Origin of the sequence: Christensenella hongkongensis (genome assembly GCF_000981035.1) — a bacterium.
Taxonomy (GTDB): Bacteria; Bacillota; Clostridia; order Christensenellales; family Christensenellaceae; genus Christensenella; species Christensenella hongkongensis.
On record NZ_LAYJ01000068.1, the window covers coordinates 109,367 to 126,535 of the forward strand.

At 49.7% G+C, this 17,169-nt stretch carries 18 protein-coding genes; 3 read left to right on the forward strand and 15 right to left on the reverse strand.

Going from position 1 to position 17,169, the window contains the following annotated elements; translation table 11 throughout:
• Positions 1-74: 74 nt before the first annotated feature.
• Positions 75-779 (forward strand): deoxyribose-phosphate aldolase, encoded by a 705-nt coding sequence (deoC, locus tag CHK_RS04110; protein ID WP_052740287.1) that lies wholly within the window; start codon positions 75-77, stop codon positions 777-779.
• Positions 780-843: 64 nt separating this feature from the next.
• Here the strand turns inward: deoC (CHK_RS04110) and deoC (CHK_RS04115) are convergent, their stop codons facing one another.
• The 12 genes from deoC (CHK_RS04115) to CHK_RS04170 all read right to left on the reverse strand — a co-directional run bounded on the left by deoC (CHK_RS04115) (position 844) and on the right by CHK_RS04170 (position 13,009).
• Positions 844-1,626 carry a deoxyribose-phosphate aldolase gene (gene deoC, locus CHK_RS04115; protein WP_082103379.1) on the reverse strand — a complete coding sequence of 261 codons (783 nt, stop codon included), beginning with the start codon at positions 1,624-1,626 and terminating at the stop codon, positions 844-846.
• A 21-nt stretch (positions 1,627-1,647) separates the two neighbouring features.
• Positions 1,648-2,613 carry an ROK family protein gene (locus tag CHK_RS04120; RefSeq protein WP_052740289.1) on the reverse strand — a complete coding sequence of 322 codons (966 nt, stop codon included), beginning with the start codon at positions 2,611-2,613 and terminating at the stop codon, positions 1,648-1,650.
• A gap of 19 nt (positions 2,614-2,632) precedes the next feature.
• The gene (locus CHK_RS15560) at positions 2,633-3,601 is read right to left on the reverse strand and encodes a uroporphyrinogen decarboxylase family protein (protein ID WP_052740291.1); all 969 of its coding nucleotides are present in this window, start codon (positions 3,599-3,601) and stop codon (positions 2,633-2,635) included.
• 187 nt (positions 3,602-3,788) lie between these two features.
• A complete protein-coding gene (locus CHK_RS04130) occupies positions 3,789-4,973 on the reverse strand; it encodes an ROK family transcriptional regulator (RefSeq protein WP_046442761.1) in 1,185 nt (394 codons plus the stop codon).
• Between the two features lie 136 nt (positions 4,974-5,109).
• On the reverse strand, positions 5,110-6,369 hold the full coding sequence (locus tag CHK_RS04135) for an O-acetylhomoserine aminocarboxypropyltransferase/cysteine synthase family protein (protein ID WP_046442762.1): 1,260 nt from the start codon (positions 6,367-6,369) through the stop codon (positions 5,110-5,112).
• 40 nt (positions 6,370-6,409) lie between these two features.
• On the reverse strand, positions 6,410-7,141 hold the full coding sequence (ymfI, locus tag CHK_RS04140) for an elongation factor P 5-aminopentanone reductase (RefSeq protein WP_046442763.1): 732 nt from the start codon (positions 7,139-7,141) through the stop codon (positions 6,410-6,412).
• A gap of 172 nt (positions 7,142-7,313) precedes the next feature.
• A complete protein-coding gene (locus tag CHK_RS04145; protein WP_046442764.1) occupies positions 7,314-9,200 on the reverse strand; it encodes a DUF2207 domain-containing protein in 1,887 nt (628 codons plus the stop codon).
• Between the two features lie 102 nt (positions 9,201-9,302).
• Positions 9,303-9,875 (reverse strand): LemA family protein, encoded by a 573-nt coding sequence (locus CHK_RS04150; protein WP_046442765.1) that lies wholly within the window; start codon positions 9,873-9,875, stop codon positions 9,303-9,305.
• A gap of 62 nt (positions 9,876-9,937) precedes the next feature.
• Positions 9,938-10,279 carry a cupin domain-containing protein gene (locus CHK_RS04155; protein WP_052740293.1) on the reverse strand — a complete coding sequence of 114 codons (342 nt, stop codon included), beginning with the start codon at positions 10,277-10,279 and terminating at the stop codon, positions 9,938-9,940.
• 41 nt (positions 10,280-10,320) lie between these two features.
• Complete coding sequence (locus tag CHK_RS04160) at positions 10,321-11,595, reverse strand: homoserine dehydrogenase (RefSeq protein WP_046442766.1); 1,275 nt, start codon at positions 11,593-11,595, stop codon at positions 10,321-10,323.
• Positions 11,596-11,617: 22 nt separating this feature from the next.
• Positions 11,618-12,379 (reverse strand): type III pantothenate kinase, encoded by a 762-nt coding sequence (locus tag CHK_RS04165; protein WP_046442767.1) that lies wholly within the window; start codon positions 12,377-12,379, stop codon positions 11,618-11,620.
• 3 nt (positions 12,380-12,382) lie between these two features.
• Positions 12,383-13,009: an ECF transporter S component gene (locus CHK_RS04170; RefSeq protein WP_046442768.1), complete on the reverse strand. Its 627-nt coding sequence runs from the start codon at positions 13,007-13,009 to the stop codon at positions 12,383-12,385.
• 246 nt (positions 13,010-13,255) lie between these two features.
• Here CHK_RS04170 and CHK_RS04175 point away from each other — a divergent pair, with 246 nt between their 5' ends.
• Positions 13,256-13,756 carry a TspO/MBR family protein gene (locus CHK_RS04175; protein WP_160295589.1) on the forward strand — a complete coding sequence of 167 codons (501 nt, stop codon included), beginning with the start codon at positions 13,256-13,258 and terminating at the stop codon, positions 13,754-13,756.
• 70 nt (positions 13,757-13,826) lie between these two features.
• Here the strand turns inward: CHK_RS04175 and CHK_RS04180 are convergent, their stop codons facing one another.
• The 3 genes from CHK_RS04180 to CHK_RS04190 all read right to left on the reverse strand — a co-directional run bounded on the left by CHK_RS04180 (position 13,827) and on the right by CHK_RS04190 (position 15,297).
• A complete protein-coding gene (locus CHK_RS04180; RefSeq protein ID WP_046442769.1) occupies positions 13,827-14,444 on the reverse strand; it encodes a recombinase family protein in 618 nt (205 codons plus the stop codon).
• A gap of 200 nt (positions 14,445-14,644) precedes the next feature.
• The gene (crcB, locus tag CHK_RS04185) at positions 14,645-15,010 is read right to left on the reverse strand and encodes a fluoride efflux transporter CrcB (RefSeq protein WP_046442770.1); all 366 of its coding nucleotides are present in this window, start codon (positions 15,008-15,010) and stop codon (positions 14,645-14,647) included.
• The gene (locus tag CHK_RS04190; RefSeq protein WP_046442771.1) at positions 15,007-15,297 is read right to left on the reverse strand and encodes a hypothetical protein; all 291 of its coding nucleotides are present in this window, start codon (positions 15,295-15,297) and stop codon (positions 15,007-15,009) included. Before CHK_RS04190 ends, crcB begins: the two co-directional genes overlap by 4 nt.
• Positions 15,298-15,624: 327 nt before the next feature.
• Here CHK_RS04190 and CHK_RS04195 point away from each other — a divergent pair, with 327 nt between their 5' ends.
• Complete coding sequence (locus CHK_RS04195; protein WP_046442772.1) at positions 15,625-17,007, forward strand: glycine--tRNA ligase; 1,383 nt, start codon at positions 15,625-15,627, stop codon at positions 17,005-17,007.
• Positions 17,008-17,169 lie beyond the last annotated feature (162 nt).

Below are 17,169 nucleotides of genomic sequence, written 5' to 3' on the forward strand. Positions count from 1 at the left end.
TTTTTTAATTGACACTCGAACGATCTCGGTTTAAGATAATACTGTTTTCAAAATACATTCGGAGGATCCACGCTATGTTTCCATTAGAAACACTTCCCGGCATGATCGACATCAGCGCGGTGGCGGCTGGCGAGCGTCTTTCAGACATCGACCGCGTATGTGATATCGCAAAAACCTATCACTGCGCATCCACAATCACATTGCCCTGCTACCTTGTTTACACCATCAAAAATACGATTGGCTATGAGGATATCATTCACGGCACTGTAACAGGGTTTCCATACGGCGGCGAGCTTACGTCCACAAAGGTATACGAGGCAAAGCAGCTCGAGCTTATGGGCGCCCAGGAAATCGATATGGTAATGAATATCGGCGCATTCCTGTCGGGCAACAAAAATTATGTAAAACAGGATATTTCAGCCGTGTGCGAAGCGGTAAAAATCCCTGTTAAGGTTATTATTGAAACAGCATTGCTTGACGACGTGCAGATTGCAAAGGCATCGGAAATCGTCGCGGCGTCCGGTGCGGCATGGGTAAAAAGCAGCACGGGCTTCCAGGGCAAGGCAACCACGGTTGAAATGGTGCGCATTATGAAGGACGCCGTTGGCGAAAGCATCCGGGTGAAGGCCTCCGGCGGTATCCGCGATATAGATACCATGCTTGAAATGATCGATGCGGGCGCAGAGCGTTTTGGCCTTGGCGCAAACAGCGCAGAGCCTCTTTTGCGCGATCTGGATAAACGAATCGGACGCGAAAGCCTGATGGATTATATTAAATAGGTCTTTCATTTTTTATAACAAAAACAAAAGCCGGCAATCAGTTGCCGGCTTTTTGCGTAATCGTTCAGTCGAATTTGGGCGGCTGGTTATCCTTTGAAGCGCTATAGGCCGACGGATCTCCCGTCACAATCTGCACCAGCTTACTCGTTCCCATACGGACTGCGCCCGCCTTTACAAAGGCGATCACATCTTCCTTCGTATCGATGCCGGTGGAGGCCTTGACGAGCATATCTTCGCCAACGGTAAGCTTCATCAGCCGTACATCCTCCAGCGTCGCGCCGCCTGTTCCCATGCCGCTCGACGTTTTTACGTAATCCGCGCCCGCTTTTTTTGCAAGCACGCAGGCCGCTATTTTTTCCTCTTTGGTCAGATAACAGGTCTCAATAATTACCTTCACGTGCGCCTTTCCTTTTGCCGCGTCAACCACGCCTTTGATATCGTCAAATACCAGATCGTAGTTTTTGTCGCGCAGTGCGCCCACGTTAATCACCATGTCTACCTCCTGCGCGCCGTCCTTTACGGCTTCGGCAGCCTCGTATGCCTTTACCGCAGGCGTATTCGCCCCTAAGGGAAAGCCTATAACACAGCACGTCTTAATATCCGTCCCCGCGAGCTCGCTATGTACCAGCTTAACCTGGATTGGGTTGACGCATACGGACGCTGCGCCATACTCTTTTGCCTCCGCGCAGAATTTCTTTACGATATCAGCAGGCGTATATGCCCTTAGCACCGTGTGGTCGCAATATTTCCCCAAAGGAAGCGTGACTTCGTATTCTTTCGCGGGCTGCTTTTCCGCTTCCTCAACCCGTTGTATTTCCTGTTCGATCAGTTTCTGTAATCCTTCCATTTCTTTTCTCGCTTTCTTGTTTTATAATTTGCTGCAGCCTGCCGCATACAGGATTGCGCCTGCAATCACGACATGGTCAGCCAATTCACTCTGTACGATTTCGCATCTTCCCCGCACTGAAATAAACGCAACTTCATTTACATATTTCCTGACAGGTTCGAGTATTATTTCCCCCAGGTTTGCCACGCCGCCGCCTATCGCGACGAGATCCGGGCTGACAGACGTCATCATATTTCCAAGGCCAATGGCGTAGGAACGTGCAAACAGGTCAATTTCACCAAGTGCAAACGCATCTCCCTGCTTTGCCGCTTCCCCAAGCATACGGCAGCTGAGCATTTTTTCATCCCCGCCGCAAAGCTCCATGAGGAGCGAACTGCCATCCACATATCCCGGCTGCCGCAGCCGGCTTTCGATGGCTGCGCCTGAGCATATGTTTTCGAGCCGGGTTGCCTGTCCGGCACGCTGCGCGAATGGATCCGGTATATAGGTATTTCCCATATAGGCAGCACCGCAGCCTGCACCGTCATAATATTTCCTGCCAATGAAAAATGCGCCGCCGATTCCTGTGCCAATATTTGTATAAAAGAAGTTCTGTGAAGCGCGGCCTGCTCCCAGAACCAGTTCGCCATAACCGCCTGCCACGGTATCGTTTAAAACGTATGTATCCACTCCAAATTGTTCCTGGAACCATGTTTTCAGCTCAAAATCTTTCCAGCCCTCCACCTGCACAGAGATCAGCACTTTTCCCGTCCCTGTCTCAATCGGGCCGCCAAAGCCAATACAGGCGGCAGCGATACGCGAATGATTCGTTGTGTATTTCCCTGTAACCACCGGCACTTTTTCCAAAAGCCATTCACGGATGGAAAGCGCGCCTTTTGTGAGCGCAACCTTTTCACAGACTAACTCCACAATCGTCCCGTCTGCCTTTCCTATGGCAATTTGCTGTTTGGTTCCGCCAATCTCTACGCCCAAATAATAGACGTCCATTCCCTGTCCCTCCATGCTCCTATCGTATTTCTTCAAATGCCCTGATCTGGTATTCTGTATTGCGCGGGTTTTCGGGCTGCCACCCCATTTCTTCATAATCAAACAGTTCTGCAATAAGCCCGCCCTTTTTACACGCAAACGTTTCCTTTATCTCCCGCGCTTCAGCGTAAATCTCTTCCTTCGTTCCGCTGATGCCTGTGGTCTGATAGTTGATCGGCTGGCAGAAGCAAAGCCTGCCGTTGTACTTTTCTTTGAGCATATTCATATCGTTGATATCCGCCTGTCCCAAATTCAGAATATCAACGCCTGCCTCGATCAGGTCTTCAATGATTGGGGCGACATATCCGCAGGTGTGGAAAAATACATCCATTCCAAGGCTATGCACGAGCGCGAATTGATCTGCATAACGCTTCTTGAAGTATTTGCGCCATAACTCCGGCGAAATCATCATAGACTGCTGCATTCCCCAATCGTCAAAAAGCGATACCCCGTCAAATCCATACTCCGGCATTTGCCTGATGATCTCGTTTTCAAAACCAAACACAATATCCGCAAGCTGTTCCACCCGCTCGGGCATATCGTACATGTCGATCATCAGCAGCTCGAACCTGCGCAGGAAGCTCATGACCGTAAACCCTGAAAGATAGAGGCTGCCCATCAGGTAACGGTCGCCTTTCTCAATTTTGCGCACCGCTTCAAAGCGTTCCTTATCGTAGGGATCAGGCGCAATATTGTTCACATAATTCTCGTAATTGTCCCAATCCTTCAGAAGGTACTCCTGTGGTACGCCCATTGAACTGGTATCCTGCTCGCTCTTCTGCCACAAAAATCCCCATTCGGTTTCCCGTCCGCTTTCGCCGGCATCCCATCGTTCAAGCACCACCTGCACGATATCCGTATCGCAGGCGTTTCCGCTGAACAAAAAGACCGGTATCCTGTCCGGCGTTCCAAAATGAATTGCCCTTTTCACGGTTTCTCTCCTATCCATGCTTTCCCCTCCCATATATACTTGCTTCTGTCCGCGCGCTATCAGCGTCTGTCCCGGTAAATCTGTTTTTTTCCTTCCTGTTATTTTATGGCGTCCACTCGATTTAAACTACTTTTGTAAATGTTGTTTTATATCTTGGCAAAAAAATATTGCTGCACCGAAAGCACAAAATTTGCCGCATTTCCATCTATTGCACATTCAGCCTCAGCTTGGGCGTTTTAAAGAATTGATCGAGAACAAAAATACTTCCCCCAAGGGCGTAGGCTTCTTCCTCAACCGTTCCCCGCCGGACGGTGATTTTACCATTCCTGCTGTATGGAACATAGTCGTTTACTACATTGTTTATTGTCCTGAGAAATAAATCATTTTCTACATACGGCAGGTCTCCCAGCACAACAAGCGAAATATCAAAGAGCTTCACCGCGTTTGCAATCGCGATTCCAAAACACCGGGCCGCCTCCTGTACGATCTGCCTTGCGGGTTCTTTTCCATCCGCGGCTTCCGCAAGGATCACACGGAATTCTTCTTTCTTCCCTGTTTTCCCGGCATACTGCCCGCACATGGTCACCTTGGAGCAGTAGAGCTCCAGGCATCCGCGCTTGCCGCACGTGCATAACGCGCCGTCTTTATCAAAGGTCGTGTGCCCAAGGTATCCTGAATTTCCGCACTCACCCTCATACAGCGCGCCTTTCTGGTATACTGCCATACCAATACCCGTACGAAATGCTACATACAGCATATTTTTATTCACGCCCACAAAGGCGCTCCTGTCTGCAAGAGCAAGCAGGTGTGCGTCATTGCGGATAAAGGTCTTGATTCCAAGGTCCCGTTCGATGAGGCTGCTGATTTCGATATCCTTTGCCCCAGGCATCCGCGCAACGCTGATCGGCTTATTTTCTGTGATGTCTACCAGCCCCGGGATGCCGATTCCTGCGCCAATCACGTTGCCTGCGCTGATTCCAAGGCTTTCAAGTCCCTCGTGGATTGCAGAAAGAATGGCGTGTGAAACATCCTCCATTGAATCCGCATAGGATTGCTCCCAGCGTTTTGAAAAAACGATATTACCTTTAAGGTCGGAAAAAACGACGCGGATCGGTGGAAATTCAAAATCCACCCCTACCGCAAAATACCGGTTTAAATCCAAAGCATACAGCATCGGCTGCCTTCCGCCCATGGATTCTCCCAAGCCGGTTTTTTGGGCGATTCCTTCCTCCACCAGCTCTCCGAGCAGCTTCAGCACCGTTGGCCTGCTCAGCCTGGTGCGCTGCACCAGCTCCTCTACGGAAAGCGCATCGCTATCGCGCAGCGTACACAGCACAAGATGCCTGTTTGCCTTTTTTAACATCCTGCTGTTGTTGATTTCCTGTGCCATAACGCCACCCTCCTGTTTACAAAAGTATAATGCGGACAGGACGAATTTGTCAACCACTTTTATAAATCTTATTTTTTAAGTGCTTTTATGAATAAAAAAGCCGTGCGTTCAATCTCCACACGGCTTTTCCTGAACTTTAGATTTGTGCAAAACCCCGTTTGAGGTCGTCAAGGATATCCTCGATATTCTCGATACCGACAGAGTAGCGTATCATGCCCGGCGTAATTCCCGCAGCCACAAGCTGTTCGTCCGTAAGCTGCCTGTGCGTTTCGCTCGCAGGATGCAGCACGCATGTTTTTACCGTTGCAACATGGACTACATTAGAGGCCATCGTGAGGCTGTCCATAAACTTTATGGCAGCATCCCTTCCTCCCTTAAGCGAAAAGGACACGACTCCGCTGGCGCCCTGCGGCAGGTATTTCTGCGCCAGATCGTAATATTTGTCGCCTTTGAGCCCCGGATAGTTCACAGACTCCACAGCATCCTGCGTGCTCAGGAATTTCGCTACCTTTTGCGCATTCTGCGTATGCCGCTCCATACGGAGCGCAAGCGTCTCCAGTCCGAGGTTTAGGAGAAACGCCGCATGGGCCGTTGGGCTTGCGCCGATATCGCGCATCAGCTGCACGCGCGCTTTCATGATGTATGCGAGCTTGCCAAACGTTTCCGTATAGACTACCCCGTGATAGCTGTCGTCCGGCTGTGTAAGGCCTGGGTAATCCTTCCAGTCAAAATTTCCGCTGTCTATGATCACGCCGCCAAGCTGCACGGCGTGTCCGTCCATATATTTTGAGGTGGAATGCGTCACAATATCCGCCCCGAATTCAAACGGCCTGCACAGGATCGGCGTGGCAAACGTATTGTCTACAATAAGCGGCACGCCGTGCTTATGCGCAAGGTTTGCAAACCGTTCGATATCGAAAACCGAAATCGCCGGATTGGCGATCGTTTCACCGAATACGAGCTTCGTATTGGGGCGGAACGCCTTTTCAAGCTCTTCGTCCGGCGCATCCTGATCGACAAAGGTACACTCGATTCCAAGCTTTTTAAGCGTCACGGAAAACAGGTTTATCGTACCGCCATAAATCTCTGAGGCACAGACCATGTGGTCTCCCGCTCCCATAATATTGAGCAGCGCAATCATATTCGCCGACTGGCCGGAGGATGTGCACATCGCGCCCACGCCGCCTTCAAGAGCGGCAAGCTTTTCTTCCACATAGCCAACCGTAGGATTGGCAAGGCGAGTGTAAAAATATCCTTCCGCCTTCAGGTCGAACAAGTCCCCGATGTGTTCCGTGGAATCGTAATTGTATGTCGTACTCTGATAGATCGGCAGCGCGTGCGGCTCGCCGTTCTTAGGCTTCCAGCCTTCGTGAAGGCATTTTGATTCGATTCTCATTTCTATATCCTCCTGTAAATTGATGTCATATCATTATGGTTCAGATCACGATACCGCCGTTGGGGCTTATGACCTGCCCGGTGATAAACCGGCTGCGGTCCTCTGCCAAAAACAAAATCGCCTGTGCGATGTCGTCCGGCTCGCCAATACACCCAAGCGGCGTCTCTTCCCTTAATTCCTCTTTTATATCCTCACTTAGCGCTGCGTTCATATCGGTCTCTACCACGCCGGGCGCAACGCAGTTTACCTGGATGCCGGATGGGCCGACCTCCTTTGCAAGTGCCTTTGTAAAGCCGATTACCGCCGCCTTTGAAGCGGAATAATGTACCTCGCAGGATGCGCCCGCAATTCCCCAGATTGACGATACGTTGATAATCTTTCCTTTTTTCCTGCTGATCATGTCCGGCAGCACGCCCTTTGCACAGTGGAACATTCCTTTGATATTCACATCGAACATCCGGTCCCATTCCTCTTCCGTGATATCCGTAAACAGCTTTTGCTGCGCCATACCGGCGTTGTTCACCAGAACATCAACGCTGCCAAAATCCTGCCTGATTTTCAAAAACATTGCGTCTACCTGCGCCTTATCCGATACGTCCGCCCGAAAAAGCCTTGCACAGGCTCCAAGCGCACGCAGTTCTTCCCCAAGCTCTTTTGCCTGTTGCTCATGCGTATGGTAATTTGCCGCAACGCAAAAGCCCTGGCGGGCAAACGCAAGAGCCACTGCCCTGCCGATTCCGCGCGATGCGCCTGTGATGAGAACGGTACCCATTGTTTCCCCTTTTCGCAATAAATCGTATTAGATTTATTATACTGTATCGCATTCTAAAATAAAACAGGAAATTATCTGATATCGATCAATATGTGCGCATGCCTTCGAGTCTCGAACGATATCACATAATGAAAAGTCCGGAGCTCCCGCCCCGGACCGTCCTTTTTTTCTGTTACCAGCTGCCGAAGCTTCCGCCGCCACCTCCGCCACCGGAGAAACCGCCCCCGCCAAAGCCGCCGCCTCCGCCGATTCCACCGCCGGAGCTTTCTTTGGTCGCAGACATCGTCTGCTGTGTATAGTACATGGTATTGGAGAGCATACTCGCAAACCAGATCGTAGTGAATACCGAACCGTTATAGCCGTAATACCAGCTTGGCGGTTCCACTGCGATGCTTTCAAACTGCTTCGCCCATTTGTCCGAAACGCCCAGCACATATGCGTAAGGCAGGACATTGTAAAAATACTTCGGATCGTCATTCACCAGCATTTTCAGCTTGTCCGCCTCCACCGTCTCGATAAAGTGTTTCAGCCCCAGAATACGGCCCGCCCACTGCGCGCCGCGTTCGGTACGCCTTCTCATTTGCGTCGCGAGGATCATCATAACAATCGTCATAGCCATCGGCACAATTACCATCATACCAAACAAATCAACGCTCATCAGGGAGACAATCGCAAGGTATGCCACTGCCAGCACCGTGAACAAAACCATAGAGCCTGTTCTCGTAGAAAGCTTTTCGGATTTCCACTTGTTGACATTTGAAATCAGGCCTGAGGTCAGCACCCATCCAAACACCCAGGCAATCGCACACGGTATGATTGCGGCAAACAATTCGTAGGAATCGAGGTAAATGCTGAACGCAAGCATCAATGCCATGGGGAATGCGGCAAAAGCGCCCGCAAAGCTTTGCCGCCGCAATGATTTTTTGGTAAATACGCGGTTTTGCTCCATTTCATATTTATCCTTGATACGCGATTTTACAGCGGCAATCGTATCTGAAAACGTATATTGCATATCCTTTACGCTGATGCTCTCCCTGCCGCTGAACATCTTATCGAACAAAATCCGTTCGTAGTCGTTCGCCGTATCCGGCAGGTCTTTGACCTTTTTAAAAGAAACGTTTTTCTTGTCCTCCTGATGGATTTCAAGGTTTCCCTGGTCCGCCCAATAGATAAGAAGGGATACGGCATCCTTGTTCTCCACGATACCGTCAATAATATATCCCACATCCGCGGGGTTCATACCCTCCGGCGGATAAAATTCAACGGTCTGTACCTCGCGGTTCTTTTTCCCCGCAGTGACAAACAGAAGTACGACGATCACAAATACAACGAGGCCAATCAGGATGCAGGGCATCAAAAGGCTTTGCGCGCTGCGCGCGCCGACAAAATAGCCGTCAGGAAGCTCAATACGAATTGTGACAGCCTCATAAGGCGCAATCGTCTGGTTGATCGATCCCCTTATGGTATTGCCGTCAACCGTATATTTCAATGCGTTTTCGTTGTATCCGGAGTTGCCCGCCGCGCCGGTCGTAAAACCGACCTTTGACGCATCGAACTCCTTTGGCATGGTGATTTCAAAGGTCATTCCCTCAATCGGTATCGGATTATCGCTGCCGATCAGATTGAAATAAAATTCATCCATCGAGGAAAGCCCGTCGTCGCCCATGTCGTAACGGTAGCTGTAATTGTAATTCTGTGTGCCGCTCACCGTCAGGTCAGCGTCCCCAAAATAAATTGTAAGGCCCGCGTTGCCGCTTTCCGTATGGTATGGGCCGTCTGATTCGATATTGGAAATAATCGCGCGGTATCTGCTTTTCACTACATTCCCGTCAATCCTGCGCGACAGCTCAACGTCTGTTGGGATTGTCCTTGTAATACCATGCTTTGCCGAGAATTCCGGAAATTCCGCCGTCACGTTTTCCGTGATGTCATAGGTATTGTTTTCATTTACGTTGATTTTGATATCTTCCTGCGAGATCGTATAATCCGACGCGGCAAACGCGAAGGACGGGATGAGCAGCACAAGAAGTACTGTCAAAACCAAAAACAGTTTTTTCATTTTACTCTCCAGACTTTTAATTGTTACCCTCAAAAACAGTTTCGCAACCGCAAGATGCGGTTGCGAAAGCCTGCGGGGACGCGTCCCCGCCAATATCCTGTTTTAGAACTGTACCTTTACGTTCTCACGCTCCGCCGCATTCGGCACTTCGTACATCGGCTGTTTTGTAAAGTTGAACTTCTTTGCGATCAGCCTTGTAGGGAAGGTCTCCAGCTTGGTGTTAAACATCCGCACATTCGCGTTATAATATTTACGCGCGTTTGCAAGGTCTGTCTCCACCATGTTGAGCTGGTTTTGCAGGTCGAGGAAGTTTGTATTCGCCTTAAGGTCCGGATACGCCTCCGCAACGGCAAACAGGCTCCTGAGCGTTCCCGAAAGGATGTTTTCGTTTTGCAGCCGTTCTTCCGTTGTCGAAGAGTTTGCGACGCTGTTCCTTGCGGCGGTCACCTCGTCAAGCGTTCCGCGCTCGTGGGCGGCGTAGCCCTTTACCGTCTCCACGAGGTTCGGAATCAGGTCAAACCGTTTTTTGAGATAAACATCGATGGTGGCAAACGCCTCTTCGATGCTGTTTTTCATTTTGATAAAATTGTTGTATGCGACGATATACCAGATCACGATGATCACAATGATCGCTGCTACAACGCCGATTAAAATCCACAGCCATGTTAAATCCATGAGTAACCCTCCTATTGATTATATGGGCAAAACGCCCAGAGAGAATGCCTTCCCCGCCTTTGTTATCCTTTTACGATCACAGCATGGAACAAAAGCTCGCCATCGCCCGTATTTTTGAGTCCGTGCGTCTGTCCGTCATAGCAGACTGTCACATCGCCTGCCTTTACGGGAACAGTCTTTCCATTATCGTTATATTCCCCTGCTCCCTGTGTGATATAATAGATTTCCGCTTCGCCGGTATGCGTATGGTCGCTTACCGTTGTGCCCGGCTCCAGCGTTATTGTTGCCAGCAAACCAAGATTCGGGCAGTTTTCTCCTCCGAGCCAGTGGTACATCTGCGCGCTTCCGATTCCTTCGCCACCCAGTTTTTCTTCCTTGATTGCCTCATGCTTCCCAATAATCATTGTTTCCACTCCCTTTACCGAAACAGATTGTATAAACCCCTTTATTTCTCTACGCGGATACAGCTTGGAACATTCACCACCGCGTCAAGCTCCTTAATTTCCTCGATGGCCTTCTGCAGGTCCTTCTCATGCGCTTTGTGCGTTACCAGAATGAGCGGCGCCGACTGCTCGCCCTTCTTTGCGCCTTTTTGGATGACGCTTTCGATGCTCACATCATGTTTTCCAAGGATTCCCGCAATTTTTGCGAGCACGCCCGGCTTATCGAGCACATTCGTGCGGACGAAATACTCTGTGAGCCAGTTGTCGTTGAATTTCACCTGATTGGCATCGTATGAATTTTCAAACGTCACATACCTGGGGTTTGGCGCACCGACCGAATAGATCATGTCCGACACAAGTGCGCTTGCCGTCGGGAAATCTCCCGCGCCCTTGCCATACCACATCATCTCGCCAACCGCGCTGCCGTTAATAAAGATCGCGTTGAACGATCCTTTGATGCTTGCAAGCGCATGGTCTTTGGGGATCATCGTGGGATGCACACGCACCTCGATTTCACCGTTTTCGTCTTTTTTGCCGATTGCCAGCAGCTTCACCACATAACCAAGCTCGCGGCCGATCTCGATATCAAGCTTCGTGATCTTCGTAATTCCCTCGCAGTAAATTTTATCCACCGGCACGCGTGCATGGAACGCCATGGAAGCAAGGATGGACAGCTTATAGCGCGCGTCGTATCCCTCCACATCGCTCGTGGGATTCGCCTCCGCGTATCCAAGCTCCTGCGCTTCTTTCAATACATCGTCAAAATCCCTGCCTTCGTCGTCCATTTTCGTAAGGATATAGTTGGTCGTACCGTTCACGATTCCGTATATCCTGTCGATGCTGTTGGCCTGCATGGAATCATTGAGGGCGCGCAGGATGGGTATTCCGCCGCCGACCGCCGCTTCAAAGTAGAAACCTGCGTTTCCGCGCTTTGCCGCCGCCTCAAGATCCGGCCAGTTTTGCGAGATCATGTCCTTATTTGCGGACACGACCGTTTTCCCCGCTTCGAGTGCCTTGATGATAAATTCCTTGGACGGCTTCAGCCCGCCCATCACCTCCGCAACGATTGTGATTTCCGGATCGTTAATAATTTCATCGATGTCCTTTGCTTTCTTGCTGTCCGGCACATCCACCGCATAATTGAGGGCCAGCGTTTTTTTGACCTCCAAATGTATGTTTTCCTTATGCTCGATGTTTTTCTGTTCCTTTTCGATCAGCTGGTAAATTCCTCCGCCAACCGTTCCCATACCGAGTATCGCTACTTTGATATCTTTCATTGCCTTGCTCCTTCTCTTCTGTTTAAGAGTTCTTCCTGTAAATCTTATTCAGTCCGATCAATGTAAGTGTCGGGCTGATTTCATCAATACAATTCGTTTCCTGCGCGATGAGCTCTGCAAAGCCTCCGGTCGCAACGACCTTCGCTTCGCCCATCTCTTCCTTCATCCGCTCGATAATATATTGCACCTGTCCGACATAGCCGTGGATGATACCTGACTGCATCGAGGTGACGGTAGTTCGCCCAATCACCTTGCGCGGACGTTTGAGCTCTATCCTTGGAAGATTCGCCGTGTAATTCGTAAGCGCCTCCGAGGTTATTTTAAGGCCCGGGCAGATCGCCCCGCCTAAAAAATCACCTTTTTCCGAAATCGCTCCAAAGCTTGTCGCCGTGCCAAAATCAATGGTGATTACAGGCCCGCCGTAAAGCTCGAAAGCCCCCACCGCTGTAAGGATCCGGTCCGTGCCGAGCTCTTTGGGGTTATCGTATTTTATATTGATACCCGTTTTGATCCCCGGGCCGACAAACATTGGCTTTTTTTTGAAATACTCACGCACCATATGGTCAAGCGTATAGTTGATCGACGGAATAACCGACGAAATCAGTATTCCCTCGATGTCCTCCGGAACCTGGTCAAGGTAGTTGAAAAAGTCGATCATCTGGATGCCGAACTGGTCCGACGTAGCATCGATATCAGTCGTGATGCGGAAAGAATGCACGAGATCGTCGCCCTGAAACATCCCGCACTTGATATTCGTATTACCAACGTCCATTACAAAAATCATCTGCTATGCAATCTCCTTTTGTCTTGCGGTCATGATCGGCGGTACTGATTTTTTCAGCGCCCGCGCGATTGCCGGGCAGATCAGCGTCGCAAATACCGCCTCCGGAAGCCCGTTTGTAAGCACGATCCCCCATATCACCGCCACGGCCCCTGCCGCATCCACCGAGTAAAACGTGCAGATAAGGGGCGTAAGCGTAAGGCTTACGAGGATCAGATATACCGCTGTATTCGTAAGAGAGCCCGTAAGGGAGGCGACTGCCAGATTCACGTACTCTTTTTTTGTTTTCATTGCCTTGCCCATTCCCCATGTAGTGACAGGAATCAGTACCCGCGGAATCAGCAGGCAAAGCATATATAATACGCCATATTTGCCAAAATCATCCACCACGATCGCAGAAAAGGCGTCCGGCATTACAAAAATCTTTGATATGCTGATGACTGCAAACAGCAGCCCCATCATAAGCCCGGTTTTCAGCCCAAGCACCAGCGTTGCGATGATCACCGGAATGCACATCAGCGTGATTGAAATCGGCCCGATCATAATAAATCCGAGGTTGGGCACGTATCCCATCAGGAGCATCACCGCAATCAGGATAGCCATCAGTGTAAGAGATCTCGTTTTTGTTTTCATAGTTTCCTCCGCTCAGGTTTCGCCGCATGGCAAATACCCTACATTAGATAAAATATTTCGTGACATCAGCGTTTATCCGTGCGGCTTATGGTGTATCATAATGTCGCCGAAAGCTGTTTTCACAATTACGTTATATTATAGCAATAATGAAGGCGGTTTTGCAAGGAATTATCGCAGATTCCACAGGGCATGCAGCACAAATCAATCGTTGCATGGATGAATATAGTGTTTAAAGGAAATAAAACAATGTTTGTAATGACGTATCAAATGGAAGAACGAAAACACGAAAAAAAGATGAGGAGCGTCAGGGCCGTTATAGCCGTCATCATAACAGCAGCGGGCGCGGTGATCGCTTCGCTTGCAACCGATACGTCAACCGCCTGGTACCAGGGGCTTACGCTGTCTCCCCTCCAGCCGCCGCCGTGGGCGTTCGGCCTGATCTGGACGATCCTCTATGTTTTGCTCGCTATTTCCTTTGCGTACGCAATCACAAGGCCCCACGCGCCAAAGGGCGCAGCCGCAGGGTATATCCTGAACATCATTATCAACGCGCTCTGGTCGCCGGTTTTTTTCATGCTTTACAATCCGGTATCGGCGCTCGTTATCATGATTGCGCTTGTCGTAAACCTGATCATTCTGATGCGGAACGTAAGGCAGGTAACGCCCAGCTTCTATTTGCTGATTCCTTATTTGATATGGCTCGCGATCGCGACGATACTGAACGTATCGGTGATCGTCCTGAACTGAATAGTACCTCGTAAAAATTATTTCGAGACTTTAAAACGGCGGGTTCATCCCGCCTTTTTTGATGTTTTCTTCATTTTGCAACAGCTGTATTTTTCTGTTTTTCCCTTGTCCACCGCAAAAAAGTATCCTGCGCGACGCCGATGGCTGCAGCCGCCTGCCGCGATGAAATTTCCCTGCGGAACCATTGCTCCTTCAGCTCAAAAAACTCGTCCGGTACAGGCTTTGGCGGCCTGCCGAACTTTACCCCGCGCTGTTTTGCAGCCGCAATCCCTTCCGCCTGCCGCTGGCGGATATTTTCACGCTCTGTCTGCGCGACATAGGACAAAAGCTGCAGTACGATATCCGCAATCAGCGTGCCGGTAAGGTCCCTGCCCTTCCTCGTGTCGAGCAGCGGCATATCGAGCACCACGACCTCCACTTTTTTTTCTTTCGTGATAATACGCCACTGCTCGAGAATCTCGTCATAGTTACGCCCCAGCCGGTCGATGCTTTTGATAACCAGCAAATCTGCTTCCTTCATTTTTCGCAGCAGGCGGCGGTATGCAGGACGGTTAAAATCTTTTCCACTCAGTTTGTCCAGATAAATGTTTTTTTCCGGCACGTCAAATTCACTCATTGCAATCATCTGACGGTCTTCGTTCTGATCCCTCGTGGATACACGGACATATCCCCAAATGTTCTGACTCATGCTGTAAACTCCTTTTTGTATCGATACTGAAATAAAATCCGGTCTCCTGACAATACAGAAATACCGGATACCGTGTATGAAAGTGGCGGCTTTTGTTTTTTCAGCCGTCATTCAGGCATCTGGATAAAAAGATCGTTTGTATATCAAATATACCCGGCTTCCGATTGGAAGTCAGTTTCGTGAACATGAATTTATCTTGCTTATATACCCCTTACAAGCGTTTTTCCCAGCCATGCGGCAAATATGCACGCTGCAACGCTTATGACGGCGTTGATCACTGCAAACAGTATCCTGCCGTCCTCAAGCAATCCCAGCGTTTCGAGGGAAAAACTCGAAAATGTAGTGAAGCCCCCCATGACGCCCACCATGAGCGTTTTGGTTATGCGTTCATCGATGCGCGACTGCAACGACAGCTGAAAAATAATGCCGATCAAAAACGATCCGGCGATGTTGACAAGCATTGTCCCCCAAGGGAACGATCCCGAAATGTTTTTGGTGAGAAGGTTCATTCCATAGCGGCTGACCGCTCCCGCGAAGCCGCCGAGGCCAATGAGCAAAGCCATCATTTTTCCTGTTCCTCCCGCTTTGTATCTTCCTGCTGTTTATGATATTCTTCATCCGGAATATTTTCCATATAGGAGCTCATCCCGCAATGCGGGCAGGTCAGCAGCCTGTCCGTTCCCTGCCGTGAAACGAAAAAACTACGCAAACCGGATACCTTGAACCTCGTTTTGCAATGCGGACATAAAAAATGCCTTTTTTGCTGTATGATGCAGTATAGAATCATGCAGACAATGAAAATCCCGGCTGTTACGCACACGGTAATCAGTCCAAAAAGCTGCAAACCGCTCATAGTAATTCCCCATTTCCCGAATAATGACTTTTTTTGAATATTTTAATAGTATACCACAATAAAAATAAATGTTGAATTCCTCTTTAAAAATTGTTATGATATTTGATAGAAAAAGTGAATCAAGGAGCGTTTTGCGGGAGTGGCGTCCCGCTCGACAAAAGCGCATGGTTTGAAAGCGGATTCCCGTTTTGGGAGTCAACTAGGGTGGAACCGCGGAAGTAATCTTTCGTCCCTTGCATGGGATGAAGGATTTTTTTATTTTCCCGTACCGTGTATAAAATACCAGCACGCATGCTCGCGCTCTGTTATAAAATGGAGGTTTTTCAGATGGAAAAAACAATGGAAAAAATTGTGGCGCTTGCCAAAGGCCGCGGCTTTGTATTCCCGGGCTCGGAAATTTACGGCGGCCTTGCAAACTCGTGGGATTACGGCCCGCTGGGCGTTGAATTTAAAAACAACGTCAAGCGCGCATGGTGGCAAAAATTCGTGCAGGAATGCCCGTACAACGTGGGCCTTGACAGCGCGATTCTCATGAACCCGGAAACATGGGTGGCTTCCGGACATGTGGGCGGCTTTAATGATCCGCTCATGGACTGCAAAAGCTGCAAGGAACGTTTCCGCGCGGATAAGCTGATCGAGGACTATGCTGCGGAAAACGACCTTGACATCGGCAGTGTCGAAGCGATGAGCAAGGAAGAAATGGAGGCGTTTATTGCCGAAAACATCGTTTGTCCGTCCTGCGGCAAAAAAGATTTTACGCCCATACGCCAGTTTAACCTGATGTTCAAGACCTTCCAGGGCGTTAACGAAGATACCGCGGCGCAGATTTACCTCCGTCCGGAAACGGCGCAGGGCATCTTTGTAAACTTTAAAAACGTACTGCGTACCACACGCCGTAAAATGCCGATGGGGATCGGACAGGTTGGTAAATCCTTCCGGAACGAAATCACGCCCGGAAACTTTATTTTCCGCATTCGTGAATTTGAGCAGATGGAGCTTGAATTTTTCTGCGATCCGAAAGAAGAATTTGAATGGTTCAAATATTGGAAGGACTATTGCCACAACTGGCTGCTTTCCCTTGGAATAGACGATGAAAACCTCAAGCTGCGCGACCATGCGCCAGAGGAGCTTTCCCATTATTCCAATGCGACTACGGATATCGAATACCGCTTCCCATTTGGCTGGGGAGAGCTTTGGGGGATTGCAGACAGAACCGATTTTGACCTGAAAGCACATATGGCGCACTCAGGAGAGAGCCTTGAATACCTCGATCCGGTTACCAACGAAAAATACGTTCCCTACTGCATCGAACCCTCGCTGGGCGCAGACCGCGTTGCCCTTGCCTTCCTGTGCGAGGCATATGATGAGGAAACGCTCGAAAACGGCGATACGCGTATCGTGATGCACCTGCATCCGGCGCTTGCGCCGTTTAAGGCCGCGGTTCTTCCGCTGCAAAAGAAGCTTTCGGAAACGTCCGATAAGCTGTTTGCCGATCTTTCCAGGCATTTTAATGTGGATTACGACCTTGCAGGCTCGATTGGCAAACGCTACCGCCGTGAGGATGAGATCGGAACGCCCTACTGCATCACCGTCGATTTCGAAACGCTTGACGACAAGTGCGTCACAGTGCGCGACCGCGACACCATGCAGCAGGAGCGTATCGCAATGGATCAGGTGCAAAAGTTCCTGGAGGACAAGCTGGTCTTCTGACCATGCGCTCCCAATCAACAATGTCCTGAAAGGGCAGTTTTGCGTTTAAAGACGGCTTACCGGTTTTCCGGTACGCCGTCTTTTTTATCTTAACCTGATTCGCTTATGAAATAGAAAAGATACATCTTGAAATCTGCTTTCCGTTTGTGCCATACTAGACGT

What these genes read in the sequence shown, in the direction of transcription:
- deoC (WP_052740287.1), top strand. Translation starts at nt 75, where the DNA reads ATGTTTCCATTAGAAACACTTCCCGGCATGATCGACATCAGCGCGGTG.
- deoC (WP_082103379.1), bottom strand. Translation starts at nt 1,626, where the DNA reads ATGGAAGGATTACAGAAACTGATCGAACAGGAAATACAACGGGTTGAG.
- CHK_RS04120 (WP_052740289.1), bottom strand. Translation starts at nt 2,613, where the DNA reads ATGGACGTCTATTATTTGGGCGTAGAGATTGGCGGAACCAAACAGCAA.
- CHK_RS15560 (WP_052740291.1), bottom strand. Translation starts at nt 3,601, where the DNA reads ATGGATAGGAGAGAAACCGTGAAAAGGGCAATTCATTTTGGAACGCCG.
- CHK_RS04130 (WP_046442761.1), bottom strand. Translation starts at nt 4,973, where the DNA reads ATGGCACAGGAAATCAACAACAGCAGGATGTTAAAAAAGGCAAACAGG.
- CHK_RS04135 (WP_046442762.1), bottom strand. Translation starts at nt 6,369, where the DNA reads ATGAGAATCGAATCAAAATGCCTTCACGAAGGCTGGAAGCCTAAGAAC.
- ymfI (WP_046442763.1), bottom strand. Translation starts at nt 7,141, where the DNA reads ATGGGTACCGTTCTCATCACAGGCGCATCGCGCGGAATCGGCAGGGCA.
- CHK_RS04145 (WP_046442764.1), bottom strand. Translation starts at nt 9,200, where the DNA reads ATGAAAAAACTGTTTTTGGTTTTGACAGTACTTCTTGTGCTGCTCATC.
- CHK_RS04150 (WP_046442765.1), bottom strand. Translation starts at nt 9,875, where the DNA reads ATGGATTTAACATGGCTGTGGATTTTAATCGGCGTTGTAGCAGCGATC.
- CHK_RS04155 (WP_052740293.1), bottom strand. Translation starts at nt 10,279, where the DNA reads ATGATTATTGGGAAGCATGAGGCAATCAAGGAAGAAAAACTGGGTGGC.
- CHK_RS04160 (WP_046442766.1), bottom strand. Translation starts at nt 11,595, where the DNA reads ATGAAAGATATCAAAGTAGCGATACTCGGTATGGGAACGGTTGGCGGA.
- CHK_RS04165 (WP_046442767.1), bottom strand. Translation starts at nt 12,379, where the DNA reads ATGATTTTTGTAATGGACGTTGGTAATACGAATATCAAGTGCGGGATG.
- CHK_RS04170 (WP_046442768.1), bottom strand. Translation starts at nt 13,009, where the DNA reads ATGAAAACAAAAACGAGATCTCTTACACTGATGGCTATCCTGATTGCG.
- CHK_RS04175 (WP_160295589.1), top strand. Translation starts at nt 13,256, where the DNA reads ATGTTTGTAATGACGTATCAAATGGAAGAACGAAAACACGAAAAAAAG.
- CHK_RS04180 (WP_046442769.1), bottom strand. Translation starts at nt 14,444, where the DNA reads ATGAGTCAGAACATTTGGGGATATGTCCGTGTATCCACGAGGGATCAG.
- crcB (WP_046442770.1), bottom strand. Translation starts at nt 15,010, where the DNA reads ATGATGGCTTTGCTCATTGGCCTCGGCGGCTTCGCGGGAGCGGTCAGC.
- CHK_RS04190 (WP_046442771.1), bottom strand. Translation starts at nt 15,297, where the DNA reads ATGAGCGGTTTGCAGCTTTTTGGACTGATTACCGTGTGCGTAACAGCC.
- CHK_RS04195 (WP_046442772.1), top strand. Translation starts at nt 15,625, where the DNA reads ATGGAAAAAACAATGGAAAAAATTGTGGCGCTTGCCAAAGGCCGCGGC.